This window comes from Salinimicrobium catena, from assembly GCF_900102915.1.
Lineage (GTDB): Bacteria > Bacteroidota > Bacteroidia > Flavobacteriales > Flavobacteriaceae > Salinimicrobium > Salinimicrobium catena.
Genome location: NZ_FNGG01000002.1, coordinates 483,567 through 496,845, shown reverse-complemented (window position 1 = coordinate 496,845; position 13,279 = coordinate 483,567). Strand labels below are relative to the sequence as shown.

The window sequence follows — 13,279 nt, the reverse complement described above, 5'->3', positions numbered from 1 at the left end:
AAATAACCAACCAAATAACCATAGAATGAGAAAAGGAATCACCCAGGCGATCAACAAGATCGTTGAATTCATGCGCACGCACGGCTCCCGGAATCATCCTTATTTTCCTTTTTACCTGCTTATTTTCCTGGCGTTCATTGTTTTCGTGGTGGGATTGAACGTTTTTGTGGAACTAAGTGAAGAGATCTCCGGAAAAGCCCTCAGGAGATACGATACTCAAGTAACCGATTATATCACCTCTTTTCGCTCTCCCGAACTCAACAAGTTCTTCCAGTTCATAACCGATATGGGAGATCTATACGCTTACATCATTGCGACCACCCTGGCCGCTATCTATTTCTTTTTCAAATTGCGGAACAAATGGTTCCTTTTTCAACTCCTGGGGGTATTGATCATTTCGGCTTTGGCCAATATCGCCTTAAAAAGGGCATTTAACAGGGCGAGACCAACCATAGAGCACCTGGTAGTTGTAAAATCATTAAGTTATCCAAGCGGACACGCTATGAGCGCCATGGCCTTCTATGGCTTCCTTACTTACCTGGTCTTTCAGATCAAAATGAAGCGCTGGCTGCGGGCAGTACTTTCAACCATATTTATTTTCCTTATTCTTGCCATTGGAATAAGCCGGATCTACCTGGGAGTCCACTTTCCCTCAGACGTTGCCGGCGGATTTATAGCCGGGCTTATCTGGGTTGCCTTTTGCGTGGTGCTTTTTAACATTATTGCCTTATTAAGAGCGAGAAAAAGAGACAGAGAAGGTAATGTGGAAGTAGAAGAAAACCTTGAAGATTAACAGAAGTTTTTCTTTCCTCAGATCCGGACATGAGCATTAAAAACTTCTACACATCAACACCTTTTCTGGTCTTTGAATTCATAATTTTCTATGTATTTGTGCCCTTTATCGTCAACAGATACCTGGAAGGCTGGTATAAGATCATTCCACTGGTGTTGATCGCAGGAACATTCTTACTGCTCATGCTCAGCGACCCTGAGTTTGACAGAAGAGTCCTTACGCGTTTTAGAAAAAGATATGTGGGAAAAAGTGTGGTGCGAATCGTGATCATTACCCTGCTGCTGGTATGGTTCACCTGGTGGATCTTTCCGGACCTGTTCCTGAGTTATCCCATCAAGAACTTTGAAGGCTATGTGCTTACCTTCTTTTTGTATCCTATAGCTTCTGTATTTCCGCAGGAGATCATTTACAGGGTCTACTATTTTCACCGGTATGAAGCTCTCATCCCGGAAAAGTACCTGCTAATGTTCAGTAATGCCTTTATCTTTGGTCTTACACATTTCATCTACGGAAACTTTGTAGCACCCATCGCGACCTTTCTGGTGAGTTGGGTCTTTATTTACAATTACTATCAGACGAAAAGTTTACTGAATGTGAGCCTGGAGCATTATCTCTACGGAATCATAATGTTCACGATAGGCTTCGGATATTTTTTTCAATAAAAGGAAGAAGATCAGATCCCCAGGTTGGATAAGAGCCACCAAAGAATGATGAAGACCACTATCATGCCGATGCATCCGCATCCGCCTCCAAGTTTTTTGGCACCCCATCCGGCTAACAGAGCTCTGATGATCTTCCTCATAGCAATTTTTTTCAGGGTAAAAATAAAGCAATCCTGGTTTGCCTGCAGGGTGTTTGGGAAAAGTTTAATTTAAATGTTTCCTAAAATCATTTTTTGTAGTTTTAGATAAAATCAGGAGTATGAAATATTTTGTGATCAGCCTTTTACTTGGTTTGTTCATCCAGGCCAATGCACAAAAGACAAAGAAACCCTACAAACAGCTACAGGGTTTTCATCACCCGGAGTCAGTGGTCTTTGATGAGCAGCAAAAGGTGTACTACGTTTCCAACATGGCAGGGAAGGAGGAGCAGGATGGATTTATATCTAAAGTTTCTGAAAACGGAGAGATCCTTGATACTATCTGGGCGAAAGGCCTGCAAGACCCCAAAGGACTCCTGCTGCATGGGGATAAATTGTTCGTTACAGATATTAGCTTTTTGGTGGAAATAGATCCTGCTTCCGGGGACATCATCAGTAAGACCGAAGTAGAAAATGCCAAATCGCTGAATGATATTGCCGCTGATCAAGAAGGAAACATTTACATCTCGGACCTGGTTGGAAATATCATTTATAAAAGGGATGTTTCCGGGAACATTTCAGAATGGCTAAATACTCAAGAACTGGAACGCCCAAACGGGCTGCTGGTTTCTGAAGATAAGATCTTTGTAGCTTCCTGGGGCAAGGATGAACCGGGACATCTTCTCCAGGTGGACAGGAAATCGAAAGAGATCAAAAAGATCAGCCCAAAAGGTATAGGAAACCTGGACGGGATTCAAAAAATAGCTCCCGACAGTTTTTACGTTTCAGACTGGGCCACAGGAGACATCTACAGGATCAACACGAATGGCAGAATGGAGAAGGTACTTCGATCAGAAAAAAGTTCTGGCGATATCCTGTTTCTGAAAGGTACAGAAGAACTGGTGCTTCCTATGAACCACCAGAACGCCATCTGGTGGTATCGACTGAATTAATATTAGCCCCTGCTTTTTATTTCGTTCATCAGCATGAACGCCTGGTTCACGTAATCCTGTTCCAGGAACAGGGTAAAGTAGTTGGAGGTGGAGATCACCTCATATACAGGGATTCCTTCATAAGCCAGCAGCTTGAAGATGTAAAAGTATAATCCCACTGTTTTGGTATTTTGCTCGGGCAGAGCAATGGTGATGGAGGACAGTTCATCTGATATGTTCACCAGCTTCTCATCCTTAAAGATCTCTTTAATGGTAGGCTGCAGACTGGTCGAAACCAAAAAGATGCTTTCCTGATAATTACTGGAATAATTCAGGTATACTCCAGCTTTATCCTTTACCGCATTAAGCAACTGCGCCTTTTTTGCGACCGTATCCTTGGAATTAAGATAGGTGAATTCCGTGATTCCCGAACGCACGATCATATCACCCAATTTCTGAAAATCACGAGTATTGAATTTACTTCTTTTTGGGCTGTAGCGTCTAAGGGCCATGATGATGGAACCCTGCTTCACCGGTTTTCTCATTTCTTTTTCCACCTGGGGTTGCAGATCGGCTGCCAGAGAACTAAAGTTGATGATGTTCCTGGCAAGGGCGTCATCAAGAAAAGGCTGATGCCTAATTATATCATGTACACAGGTACTTATGGTCTTCATTGTTAATTATTATACATTTTGTGTAAAGATATAAAAAAGAGATCGTTTTTTTTATACCCTGAAAACCAGTCTGTAATTATGCACTGTGGAAAAGAGAAATCTATGAAAGTTTTAAAATTTGGCGGCACCTCTGTTGGAACGCCAGAAAGCATTAAAAGCGTAACCGATATCATCGTCTCCCAACCGGGAAGAAAGATCGTGGTAGTTTCGGCAATGTCGGGCGTTACCAATTTACTGGTGAGGTTAAACGGGGCTCTCGCTGAAGGCAATGAGGCTGAGGCTAGTATAGTAATAGAAGAGATCAGGCAAAAGCACCTTGACCTCATTTCAAAGCTTTTCACTTCCGAAGAAAAAAAGAAAGCGACCACCGATCTTTTTGAATCTTATTTTGAGATGCTTCTGGAAACCACAGAAGAGGAACCGGGGGCGGTAAGAGAAGCCTCTGTGGTCACTTTTGGAGAAACTTTTCTCAGCACCATTTTTTCGAATTACATGGAAGCAGTTGGTGTCTCAAATACGCTGCTTGATGCGAGGGATTTTATGCATGTGGCTAGCGTTGAAAATCCTGATATAGAACCGGTAGAAAAACTGCTTTTTGAGACCCTGCACCGCGAAGTTCCCAACGAGGTTTACCTTACCCAGGGATTTGTTCGCATTGACCGCAATAAGAACATCAACACCTTAAACCGTGGTGGCAGCGATTTTACCGCAACGATCATTGGGGCAGCCATAAACGCTCAGGAAGTACAGATCTGGACCGATATTGACGGCTTCCATAACAATGATCCGAGGTATGTGGAAAATACAACGGCACTCAAACAGCTTACTTTTGAGGAGGCTGCCGAGCTGGCTTACTTCGGGGCAAAGATCCTGCACCCGCAAACAGTTTCTCCGGTGAAAGAAAAGAATATCCCGATATTCCTGAAGAACACTTTTACCCCGGATGCACCCGGAACAAAGATCTCATCAGAGATCCAGGCACACGGTTTAAAAGCCATTTCTGCCAAAGACGGAATTACGGCCATCAAGATCAAATCAAACCGAATGCTGATGGCTCACGGGTTCTTAAAAAGGATCTTTGATGTTTTTGACAGGTATGAAACGGCCATTGACATGATCACCACTTCAGAGATCGCTATATCGCTAACCATCGACGACTGCAGGAACCTGCAGCAAATTCTGGATGAACTCAATGAATACGGTGAAATTTCTGTAGATCGCGATCACAGCATCATCTGCATAGTAGGCGAGGGGGTGATCAATGACCGCCACACCTTCAGGTTATTCGAGTTGCTTAATGACATCCCCGTGAGGATGATCTCTTACGGTGGAAGCAGCAACAATATTTCCCTGCTCGTGGACACAAAAAATAAAATCAAGGCGTTGCAAACGCTCAACCGCAAGTTATTTGAAGAAAAACTCGTGACGGAAACGTTTTATTGATTGTTTTACGTTGTTAGTTTTGTTTGTTTGGATAGAACGGCCGATTTATATCGGCCGTTTCTTGTTTAGCTCTTCCAATTTGTTTTTAAGCTCGATGTAGCGTGACATGAACTTCGTGCTCGCTGTTTGGTGATGTGTGAGCATGGCGCCGGTAAAGTTATTTTGCCTATGCTCAACCAGTTTTGCCTTTAACTCGATGAGCCTATGTAAAAAGGCTTCGGAAAAGGACTTTTTAGAGAACCTCTTTTCCAGCAACTCAAACCCATTTCTTTGCCCTTTTTCCCATAGCTCTCTGTTGGTGTAAAGTTTCACGGAAGCCTGTGCGAAGGCTTCCGGTTCATTGGCGATCTTTCCCATCCAAGAAAGGTCTCCGGTCATGCCTTCAATTCCTACGGAAGTGGAAACGGCAGGAGTTCCGTTTTTCATGGCATCGATGAACTTGCCTTTCAAGCCTGCGCCAAATCTCAATGGAGCCAGAAGGACCCTGGCACTTTGAATCACTTCGGAAGCGGACGCTGCCCAGCCTTTTACAATAAAACCTTCCCGTTCATTGTGCAGCTGTGTAACCTTTTGAGCCGGATAAGCGCCATAAATATGAATTTCGGCCTGCGGAAGTTCTTTCCTTATGAGTGGCCAGATGTTCTGTTTTAGGTTAAGTACCGCGTCCCAATTTGGCTGATGCCTGAAATTTCCGATACTGATGAAATTCCTTCGAGCTTCAAAATCGGGTAATTTTTTCTTTTCTTCTTCGGAAAGTTCTGTCTCCAAAAAGGGTAGATAGAATAACAGTTTTTCACTGATCCCGAATTCCATCTGAAGCAGGTCCATTTCCGCTTCCGAAATGATCAGTGACAGATCACAGCGGTAGATGCTGGCGATTTCTCTTTTTGCAAGATCAGACTGAAGCATTTTGGAGTTCAATTCCAGGTTTCGCTTTGCTGCTTCCTGCCGGGCATTTCGTAAAAAGTGAAGATCTTCGGTATCCAGTATCCTTATGGCATCAGGACATACTTCTGCAACACGCCACCCAAATTGTTCTTCCATCATAAAACGGTCAAAAAGGATTATTTCCGGATCCATTTCCGCCAGGAAATCATCAAAAGAAGGATGATTCAGCCTGATCTTTTCCGTAGCTATTCCCAGTGCAGAAAGATCTGTCATCACCTCGGTTTCAGCCGCAGTCGTGGCAAAGGTGATCTCGTAATCCTGCTCTAAAAAGAGGTCCAGCAGCTGAAGCATGCGCCTGCCTGCCGCCGAAGAATCGGGCTCGGGCCAAACATAGCCTATTACCAGCAATTTTTTCATGCCGTAAAAATACAGGAAATCCTGCGCAAAAGGACCTTTTTTGAAAAGTGAGGCGTATTTCGGATATTTAGGAAAAGAATTTTATGAGCCGCGGATTTGTAAAAGAGGAAGATCAGGAAGAGGCACCATTCATCCCGCCGAGGGCTGCGTTGCCTCTGGGGGTGACCAATTATGTCACTCCGAAGGGACATGAAGAATTAGCGAGAGAACGGGAAGAACTGGAAGCCGCCAGACGCCACCTGGACATTGCCAGCGATAAAGAAAGAAGGCATGCTACTGCTGTGATAGATGGTAAGTTAAGGCTGCTCAATGAAAGAATAGCTTCAGCCAGAATTCTGAAGCCCAAAGATCAGCCTGCCGACGAAGTGCGGTTCGGGGCTACCGTAAAATTCAGGTTTTTGTCCGGAAACAGGAAAAATTCAGAGCAGGAATTTACTATTGTCGGGGTGGATGAAGCCGATATAAAACAGCAAAAAATAGCATTTTTGGCACCCCTTGCAAAAGCCCTCACCGGCAAAAAAGTAGGAGAAAAGGCAGAAGTCATGATGGCAGGGAAATTACAGCAGCTGGAGATCCTGTCGATCAATTACTCCTGAAAATTATTTTTTCTCACTTAATCTGTCCTCGAGGGTTCCAAGAGTTTCAGGGCCAAAGATCCCATCCAGGCGAATTCCCGTCTCTCTTTGGAATTTCCGTACCGCTTGCAGCGTTTTTTCGCCGTAGATCCCGTCGATTTTTCCGCTTTCGTAACCCAGTTCCTTCAGGAATTGCTGGATCAATTTAATATTATCATCTGTGTCGCTAAAGGCCCAATAGCCGCGCTCACCGAGATCTATCCTGATCGCCTTTTTAGGAACCAGCGGCTCTTCAGTTTCCTTTATGGGGCTTTGAGGGGAGTCATTCTGAGAAACTTCTTCAGGCACATTGGGTTCAATAACGAATTCCAAAGTATCTACTATGTCCCCGTATTTGTCAACTTCAATGTTCAACGGAATTTCAGCAGGGCTTACTTTGAAATCAAGATTTTCCAACTGCTCCGGATCTATAACCGCTCTGTAATGCCCTGGAGCAAGACCTAAGTAAGTAAAATAACCATCTCCTTCAGTTAAAAACTCAGCCGCGACACTATCATCTCTGTTCAGGATCTGCACTCTGATTCGGCCCTGACCGCGGGTTCCTTTGGAATCCTTTAAATAAACCATTCCGCCCACTTCTCCTAAAACCTGAACAGGGACATGAATCTCCTGGAAATGATTTGGAGTAGTGTGCACGCCGATCTTAGGATCAGGAATATGCCAGGCGATATTATCGAGGCTGGTTGGATCCAGTTGTAATAAAAGATCAACATAAGGCTGCAGTTCAGTTATTCTTATGACTGTTCTATCCTTATTATATGTGACATTTCCACTTCGGTTACCCAGCTCAAGCCCGGGAACACCCGGTTCCATTGGATCTTTTTGCCCATTCCAGTTTAGGTCGAGAAAAGGCACCAGTGTCAATGCGGCTCTTGTTACCGATGTACGGTTTCTTGCCATCACAAAATCTGTATTGTCATCAAAAAGGATACTTCCCTGTGCTGACTCGACAAATGAACTGTTGTGCTTTCCAATTCGGGATGAAAACGAAGTTTGAGCCATGTCAAAACTGTAGCGTAACCCGAATTCAAAAATATGTTCATCTCTGCGGAAGTTATTTTCATAGCCCACATTGGCAAATCCGTTCCTGAAGATGGGTCTTTCAAGTTCTACATTTAAATTTGTAAAAGTATTTCTGCTTACATCATATTGAACGCGAGGCGAAAAGATAAATTTATAAGGCAACCTGTAGGTCTGAGAAAGAGAACTGTAGATAGTAGGATCATCAACCCTGCTGTTAAAGATCCCGTAAGTAGTAAGGTTGGTGCTTATTCCCATAAATCCTCCTGAAAGCAGTAATTGGGCAGTGGTAAGCTTTGTAGCAGGCATAAGGATCTGATTCAAGCTCAACCTGCTGAACATATAAAATGCCTTGGTTCTAATAGGAGTAGATAAGCTTATCTTTCGCTCTTCCAGGTAATTAAATCTAATGGCGGTCTGATCCTCATGATATTTGATGTAATTCACATTTACCTGCAGACTTTGTGGAGTGTGGTAACTCAATAAAGCTTCTCCTTTGACGCCATACATATATTCCCCACTGAAAAGCAAACCTGAAGCAACTCTAGCAGAAGCATTAACAAAAGGCATTACCTCGCCGCTGCTAACATCAGAAAGATATTCCACACCACCACCAAGCGTAATGGAATTATTGAGACCATAATTCATATTAAGGCGCGAAAAACGGTCATTTTCCGGATTTTCAAGTATTCCTGCACTCAAAGTATATTCGAATTCATTTTTGGGAACGAAGTTGTAAGGAATGTTGATCATTCTCTCCTCAATTCGTTCTTCCCCGTAGGGTCCGTAGAATCTGAGATCTACCGCGGTGTTTCCATACATGAGTGGAACTTCAAAAGTGTAGAATCCTGATGCGTCTGCCACGGTAAAATCCACCAGTGCGTTGTTCACATACAACTCCACTGTCCACCTGGGTTCTGTAAAATCGCTAAGGGTAAAAGTTCCAAAGCTTCTCCTGTTTTGAAACGGGCTGTTACTTACCTGCACTCCGTTTATAGGAGCAAATACAGAAGAAGTAGCACGAGTGTTTATCCTGCCGACGCTGACCTGTTTGAAAAATTTACTGTAGTTGTTCACCAGTCTCCATTGATAGAATTGATTGCGGGAATTAAACGGAACCCTCGTTGAGTAATTTAATCTCAGATTTGTTTCCCCGCCAATAAACATGGTTCCGACTCCTAAAGTAAATCTGTTGTCATTGACAATTTGGGTTTGTTGGGTAGAAGTAACTCCCCAATCAATGAAACCCGGTTTAAAAAAAGGATACCGGCGAGGCATGATGGTATCCGGATTAACCACTCCTATTACCCGGTTAAGATTTTCCCGGATCTCCTTTCGCTTCATTTCCTTAATAAAAGGTAATTCCTTTTCGGTTTGAAATTTCACTGAAAGGCTCCGGAAGGAAAAATTGGTATGCAATCCGAACACTTTTCCGAAATAATCGGATTTCAAATAATTCCCGGTTGGTGATTTAATGACATCAGATTCTTTAAGAGGAAAGATCTCATCCCGGTAGACGATCTCCCGATCTTTGTAATTGATATGGTAGGTAGAGTCGGGATGAATAATGAAGCCTATGACTCCTGTGTTAATTTCAACATTTTTTAGTTGAAGGAGATTAAAGAGTTCCTGAACAGGAAGGTATGCATCATTGCCCTGAATAGCGATGGGAATCTCAACTATTCCCATTTTGGGAACGGATATTTCTACGTTTAGTTCGTCGTGGCCGGGGAGGTTTTGTTGAGCATTAAGGCCTCTAGAGGTAGTAAGAATTAGTAAGATTGAAATTAGAAAATAGGGAAATTTTTTATGAGTGCGTGTGTTGAATTTACTTTTCACAAAAATCATTATTGAAAAGCAAAGGTTACATCAACCGTAACGTCAACCATTCCTACATAGGGACCGACTGGATCTTCAGGACCTCCTACAGTTAATGTACCTCCCATATAAATAGTTTTAGTTGTATCTTGGGGAAGAGAAAAATTATTGTCGCTAAAATTTAAAGATAATTCTAATGCTCCCGTTCCAGGGCCGTCTAGTGTTGTTACCAATGAAGTGATATTTACAACTTTGCCAACATTACCATTACCATTACCATTATTTTCAGTATTGGCACTCGTACTAATATCAATACTTGCTACAGAACGTGTAGAAGATCTAACAGGGAAAATGTCTGCATCGGAATTAACTGAACCATCCCAATTTAATGTTATAGTACCTGGTGCGGTTTTAGCAAATTTTCCAAAGTTTAAGTTTCCATTTACTCTTTCAATGGTTACTTGTTGTGCTGAACTTTGTATTGATATAAACAATAAGCCAAAAATCAAAATAATTTTAGGGGGCGATAAAAATTGTTTAATCATACTACAGAAAATTTTGAAATTAAAGTTCAATAACTGCTACCGAAAGATCTTGATCTGCATCGGAAGTATAAGTAATTTTTAATTTACCAACATTTAAATCTACTGCTTCCGGATTACTCAGTTTCATGGTGAACTGCCTTTTTGAGTTAGGTGTATAGACAGAAATTCCTTTAACAAATCCAATCCGTGTTAATTTACCTTGTTCAGAAATATGCTCAACCATTAAGTCGCCATACACAGACATGTTGCCACTTCGTTTTATAACCATAGAAAGTTTAGGTTCTTCTTCATCTAACTCGAGTTTTACATCACTTAAGTTGACTTCGAGCGAGGATTCGCCATGTCTTATGATTACAGGGATACTAATTCCGAAAACTGTTTTAATCTGGATGGAAATTCCTTCAGACGCATCTTTGTTGTCTTCCCCTAAAGCTTTTTGTTCCTGTACAGCCCTAAAATAGATATGGGAACGATATTCTCCTTTTTCTAAATTACCGGTTCGGGTAAGCTGCACCCGAATAGTTTGAGCTTCATTTGGTGCAAGGGTAACCCTTCTTGGAAAATAACGTAAAAAATCGGTTGCAAATCTTTGTCCCTCATCCGGTGTTTCTATTTGTTCAAAACTTCCGGTTTCCGTCATTCTATAATTGATAAAGGAAATAGCGTAAATGGCAGTATCCTTACCGGTGTTTGCTAGATTTATCTCCTGGGAACGCTGATTACTGTCGAACACCAGCCTTTTAGGCATAACCATAAGGTCCCCTTGCGCGTGTGCACTTTCTATAGGTAAAAAGAGAACAATTAAGAGAATACTTATTATGAAGGGGCGAACTTTTCTACTCATGGGGGCGATAATTAATATTTTACAAGCTCCAAATATAGGCAATTAGCCCTAAAAAGTTAAGGATTTGTGAAATTTCAATTATAGGAAACAGTTACATTGAAACCACTGGAATTCGTGTACAACCCAGCAGGTTGTTTGGCTTTCAAATTGAGCGTGGCCCCGATTTTCAATATGTCAAGTGTTTCACCAGTTTCAGGATTCACTTTAAATTCATCAATAAATAGGGTTTGATTTGGATCCTCCTGACTATATAACGTGAATGACTGTGGTAAAGTTATTGAATACTTATTATTGCCATGGTTTACCACTGCTTCCGCAGCAGTTACATTTCCCGGAAATGTGCTCGAGATCTGAACCCCTTGCGCAATTCGATCCCCATTGGGGGAGAGAACTACCTTACCTGGATTAAATGCGCTAATTACATTCCCAAAGTCCAGATCTACAGATTTAGTAATCTTTATAGGTTCTATGATTGTAGCCCTGCTATTTACCGTAGTCGCTGCAGAATTTTGAGAATTTGCGGACATGGTAAAAGAAGAAAACAGTAATACAAATAATAGCCGAACCATTTTACTTAGAAAATTCAATTTATAACGAAACCTTAAAACCATTCTGAATACTAGTTTTAAGGTTTCGTTATAAATAATTAATTGTATGATACTGTTATAGAAATAGAACCGCTATATGATCCCGCTATTTGGTTGGTACCAACAGTTAACTTGCCACCGATGTTCACAGTTTCTTTACCATCTACGTCGAGTGTTTGGTTAGCATCATGAGCTATTTCTGTTACATTCATATCAGGTCCAGGTCCGCTTAAAGTCGCTGTACTTGAAAGGATGATATTATAGCTCTCACTAGCTTCACCAGTTACGTTCAATACGGCAGCCGATGGTGACCCTCCGGTTATTTGCGATTTTGTTCCAGATGGAGTTCCGTCAAAATCAATTATTACAGTTCCGGCAGTATTGTCAACTTTACCAAAGTTCAGGCCACTAGCTTCAGTAAATGTGATAGCTTCAATAATTTCTGCAGCAGTACTCACAGTTGTTTGTCCAAAAGCAGTTCCTGTAGTTAATAAAACAAGTAGGATAAAAGTAATTTTCTTCATGGTTAGTGTTATTATGGGGTTGTTATTTTTAAACGCAGCGAATGTGGTTAAAGAAGAAGAATCCTACAAAAAAAGTCGATGAGAGATACAAATATTCGTTAAAGTGCAAATTTTATGTGAATTTTTAGATAAAGAGGAGAGGGGTGTCCGACTTGTTGAAGATAAAAGTCGACTAAGTCCCTATTGAACAGGAACCGTTAATTTGTGAAACTGCCTATTAATTGTAATGTACAGTTACCGGAAGCTCGCCAATAGTATTATAGGTGCCCGGCTGTTGTCCCGGTTCGATCTCTACTGTGGCGCCTACACGAAATTCTGCCATCCCGCCTGAAAAATTCCCTGAACCATCGAGATTGGTGGTGAAGTCTTTAAGAATGATATTCTGACTGCCATTGGTAAGATGATATTCCCCCTGTGGAAGGCTGATGGCAAAAGAGAAACCCTGCTGTCCCGTAACCCGGAAGCTTGCGGCAGATACATTGGTTCCGTCAGCCAATTCCACTCCGCCGGAAGTCAGCCGGTCGTTATCGGGGGTTAAGATTACCGAGCCGCCAGATTTTGCATCAAGGGCAGCAAAGTTCATCTCAGCAGTATTGGTGATCCCTATAGGCTCAATAATGGTCACCGAGGCGGTGAAGGTCGCCGTCGCCTGCGTCTGTCCAAAAGCAGCCGAGGAGACCAAAATTAATATGAGGAGGTGTAGGGATCTCATGTTAAGTTTTTCTTAAAGCCAAGATAAAAAAGAATTTGAATTACTCACGTTGAAATGCAAAAAAAATCGATAAAGAACACATATTTTGTAACGAAATGGTTGTAGTTTAGGCTGCTTCAGAAATTTACTTTTCCAAAAAGCCTCTATAATTTAGTCATTAATTTGGACACATTCAACAGTTAAAACTAAAACTGTATATTTCAACATCTAAAACCATCATTATGAAAACAACCTACTCAACCAATCTTTCCCTTCCGGGTGTAGATGCAGGACTCCTAGTTTTAAGAATAGGCGTGGGCATTTTAATGCTCACTCATGGGGTTCCAAAATTGATCACTCTTTTTGGAAGTGAAGAAATCCAATTTGCAGATCCATTTGGGTTAGGTGAAGCCACAACTTTAGTCCTTGCTGTTTTTGCTGAATTTCTGTGTTCCATCCTGGTTCTGATTGGGCTTGGAACCAGACTGGCTGTCATTCCCTTAATGGCGACAATGCTCACTGCCATCTTTATCGTTCATGCTACCGATGCCTTTCAGGTCAAGGAACTTCCTGTTTTTTACCTTTTGACCTACACTGTGTTACTTATTACGGGGCCAGGCAAGTACGCGCTGGATTTCTACTGGCTTAAAAGGAAGAAGTAAAAAAAAG

15 protein-coding genes are annotated in these 13,279 nt (G+C 41.9%); 6 read left to right on the top strand and 9 right to left on the bottom strand.

The features are described 5' to 3' along the window. Nucleotides 1-25 precede the first annotated feature (25 nt). Both BLS64_RS06745 and BLS64_RS06740 read left to right on the top strand, forming a co-directional pair. Complete coding sequence (locus tag BLS64_RS06745; RefSeq protein ID WP_093112739.1) at nucleotides 26-793, top strand: phosphatase PAP2 family protein; 768 nt, start codon at nucleotides 26-28, stop codon at nucleotides 791-793. A gap of 29 nt (nucleotides 794-822) precedes the next feature. Then, nucleotides 823-1,455, top strand: a complete 633-nt coding sequence (locus tag BLS64_RS06740) for a CPBP family glutamic-type intramembrane protease (protein ID WP_093112738.1) — start codon at nucleotides 823-825, stop codon at nucleotides 1,453-1,455. Nucleotides 1,456-1,466: 11 nt separating this feature from the next. On the opposite strand, the gene BLS64_RS15395 is transcribed toward BLS64_RS06740, so the two are convergent. Then, the gene (locus BLS64_RS15395; RefSeq protein WP_256325190.1) at nucleotides 1,467-1,595 is read right to left on the bottom strand and encodes a hypothetical protein; all 129 of its coding nucleotides are present in this window, start codon (nucleotides 1,593-1,595) and stop codon (nucleotides 1,467-1,469) included. A 119-nt stretch (nucleotides 1,596-1,714) separates the two neighbouring features. On the opposite strand from BLS64_RS15395, the gene BLS64_RS06735 reads away from it, so the two are divergent. Next, nucleotides 1,715-2,545, top strand: a complete 831-nt coding sequence (locus BLS64_RS06735) for an SMP-30/gluconolactonase/LRE family protein (RefSeq protein WP_093112737.1) — start codon at nucleotides 1,715-1,717, stop codon at nucleotides 2,543-2,545. A 2-nt stretch (nucleotides 2,546-2,547) separates the two neighbouring features. Here BLS64_RS06735 and BLS64_RS06730 read toward each other — a convergent pair whose 3' ends face one another. Beyond that, the gene (locus tag BLS64_RS06730; RefSeq protein ID WP_093112736.1) at nucleotides 2,548-3,198 is read right to left on the bottom strand and encodes a hypothetical protein; all 651 of its coding nucleotides are present in this window, start codon (nucleotides 3,196-3,198) and stop codon (nucleotides 2,548-2,550) included. 102 nt (nucleotides 3,199-3,300) lie between these two features. On the opposite strand from BLS64_RS06730, the gene BLS64_RS06725 reads away from it, so the two are divergent. Continuing rightward, nucleotides 3,301-4,641, top strand: coding sequence for an aspartate kinase (locus BLS64_RS06725; RefSeq protein ID WP_093112957.1), 1,341 nt, complete (start codon nucleotides 3,301-3,303; stop codon nucleotides 4,639-4,641). 45 nt (nucleotides 4,642-4,686) lie between these two features. Here BLS64_RS06725 and BLS64_RS06720 read toward each other — a convergent pair whose 3' ends face one another. Then, nucleotides 4,687-5,946 carry a glycosyltransferase family 4 protein gene (locus tag BLS64_RS06720; RefSeq protein ID WP_093112735.1) on the bottom strand — a complete coding sequence of 420 codons (1,260 nt, stop codon included), beginning with the start codon at nucleotides 5,944-5,946 and terminating at the stop codon, nucleotides 4,687-4,689. An 83-nt stretch (nucleotides 5,947-6,029) separates the two neighbouring features. Here BLS64_RS06720 and BLS64_RS06715 point away from each other — a divergent pair, with 83 nt between their 5' ends. Beyond that, nucleotides 6,030-6,542, top strand: a complete 513-nt coding sequence (locus tag BLS64_RS06715; RefSeq protein WP_093112734.1) for a GreA/GreB family elongation factor — start codon at nucleotides 6,030-6,032, stop codon at nucleotides 6,540-6,542. A 3-nt stretch (nucleotides 6,543-6,545) separates the two neighbouring features. Here BLS64_RS06715 and BLS64_RS15265 read toward each other — a convergent pair whose 3' ends face one another. The 6 genes from BLS64_RS15265 to BLS64_RS06685 all read right to left on the bottom strand — a co-directional run bounded on the left by BLS64_RS15265 (nucleotide 6,546) and on the right by BLS64_RS06685 (nucleotide 12,631). Then, a complete protein-coding gene (locus BLS64_RS15265; protein WP_218124601.1) occupies nucleotides 6,546-9,290 on the bottom strand; it encodes a peptidoglycan-binding protein in 2,745 nt (914 codons plus the stop codon). A gap of 158 nt (nucleotides 9,291-9,448) precedes the next feature. Continuing rightward, complete coding sequence (locus BLS64_RS06705) at nucleotides 9,449-9,964, bottom strand: DUF4402 domain-containing protein (RefSeq protein ID WP_093112733.1); 516 nt, start codon at nucleotides 9,962-9,964, stop codon at nucleotides 9,449-9,451. A 19-nt stretch (nucleotides 9,965-9,983) separates the two neighbouring features. Continuing rightward, nucleotides 9,984-10,808, bottom strand: coding sequence for a fimbrial biogenesis chaperone (locus BLS64_RS06700; RefSeq protein ID WP_245693386.1), 825 nt, complete (start codon nucleotides 10,806-10,808; stop codon nucleotides 9,984-9,986). A 74-nt stretch (nucleotides 10,809-10,882) separates the two neighbouring features. After that, nucleotides 10,883-11,335 carry a DUF4402 domain-containing protein gene (locus BLS64_RS06695; protein ID WP_245693385.1) on the bottom strand — a complete coding sequence of 151 codons (453 nt, stop codon included), beginning with the start codon at nucleotides 11,333-11,335 and terminating at the stop codon, nucleotides 10,883-10,885. A 119-nt stretch (nucleotides 11,336-11,454) separates the two neighbouring features. Continuing rightward, entirely contained in the window at nucleotides 11,455-11,919 is a 465-nt protein-coding gene (locus tag BLS64_RS06690; protein ID WP_093112732.1) for a DUF4402 domain-containing protein, read from the bottom strand. 217 nt (nucleotides 11,920-12,136) lie between these two features. Beyond that, nucleotides 12,137-12,631, bottom strand: a complete 495-nt coding sequence (locus BLS64_RS06685; RefSeq protein ID WP_093112731.1) for a DUF4402 domain-containing protein — start codon at nucleotides 12,629-12,631, stop codon at nucleotides 12,137-12,139. A 221-nt stretch (nucleotides 12,632-12,852) separates the two neighbouring features. On the opposite strand from BLS64_RS06685, the gene BLS64_RS06680 reads away from it, so the two are divergent. Then, nucleotides 12,853-13,272 (top strand): DoxX family protein, encoded by a 420-nt coding sequence (locus tag BLS64_RS06680; RefSeq protein ID WP_093112730.1) that lies wholly within the window; start codon nucleotides 12,853-12,855, stop codon nucleotides 13,270-13,272. Nucleotides 13,273-13,279 lie beyond the last annotated feature (7 nt).

Bases quoted from the DNA above. Each gene is read 5' to 3' on its own strand.
- BLS64_RS06705 (WP_093112733.1), bottom strand. From the start codon at position 9,964: ATGATTAAACAATTTTTATCGCCCCCTAAAATTATTTTGATTTTTGGC.
- BLS64_RS06700 (WP_245693386.1), bottom strand. From the start codon at position 10,808: ATGAGTAGAAAAGTTCGCCCCTTCATAATAAGTATTCTCTTAATTGTT.
- BLS64_RS15265 (WP_218124601.1), bottom strand. From the start codon at position 9,290: ATGGGAATAGTTGAGATTCCCATCGCTATTCAGGGCAATGATGCATAC.
- BLS64_RS06745 (WP_093112739.1), top strand. From the start codon at position 26: ATGAGAAAAGGAATCACCCAGGCGATCAACAAGATCGTTGAATTCATG.
- BLS64_RS06730 (WP_093112736.1), bottom strand. From the start codon at position 3,198: ATGAAGACCATAAGTACCTGTGTACATGATATAATTAGGCATCAGCCT.
- BLS64_RS06720 (WP_093112735.1), bottom strand. From the start codon at position 5,946: ATGAAAAAATTGCTGGTAATAGGCTATGTTTGGCCCGAGCCCGATTCT.
- BLS64_RS06715 (WP_093112734.1), top strand. From the start codon at position 6,030: ATGAGCCGCGGATTTGTAAAAGAGGAAGATCAGGAAGAGGCACCATTC.
- BLS64_RS06695 (WP_245693385.1), bottom strand. From the start codon at position 11,335: ATGTCCGCAAATTCTCAAAATTCTGCAGCGACTACGGTAAATAGCAGG.
- BLS64_RS06680 (WP_093112730.1), top strand. From the start codon at position 12,853: ATGAAAACAACCTACTCAACCAATCTTTCCCTTCCGGGTGTAGATGCA.
- BLS64_RS15395 (WP_256325190.1), bottom strand. From the start codon at position 1,595: ATGAGGAAGATCATCAGAGCTCTGTTAGCCGGATGGGGTGCCAAAAAA.
- BLS64_RS06725 (WP_093112957.1), top strand. From the start codon at position 3,301: ATGAAAGTTTTAAAATTTGGCGGCACCTCTGTTGGAACGCCAGAAAGC.
- BLS64_RS06735 (WP_093112737.1), top strand. From the start codon at position 1,715: ATGAAATATTTTGTGATCAGCCTTTTACTTGGTTTGTTCATCCAGGCC.
- BLS64_RS06685 (WP_093112731.1), bottom strand. From the start codon at position 12,631: ATGAGATCCCTACACCTCCTCATATTAATTTTGGTCTCCTCGGCTGCT.
- BLS64_RS06740 (WP_093112738.1), top strand. From the start codon at position 823: ATGAGCATTAAAAACTTCTACACATCAACACCTTTTCTGGTCTTTGAA.
- BLS64_RS06690 (WP_093112732.1), bottom strand. From the start codon at position 11,919: ATGAAGAAAATTACTTTTATCCTACTTGTTTTATTAACTACAGGAACT.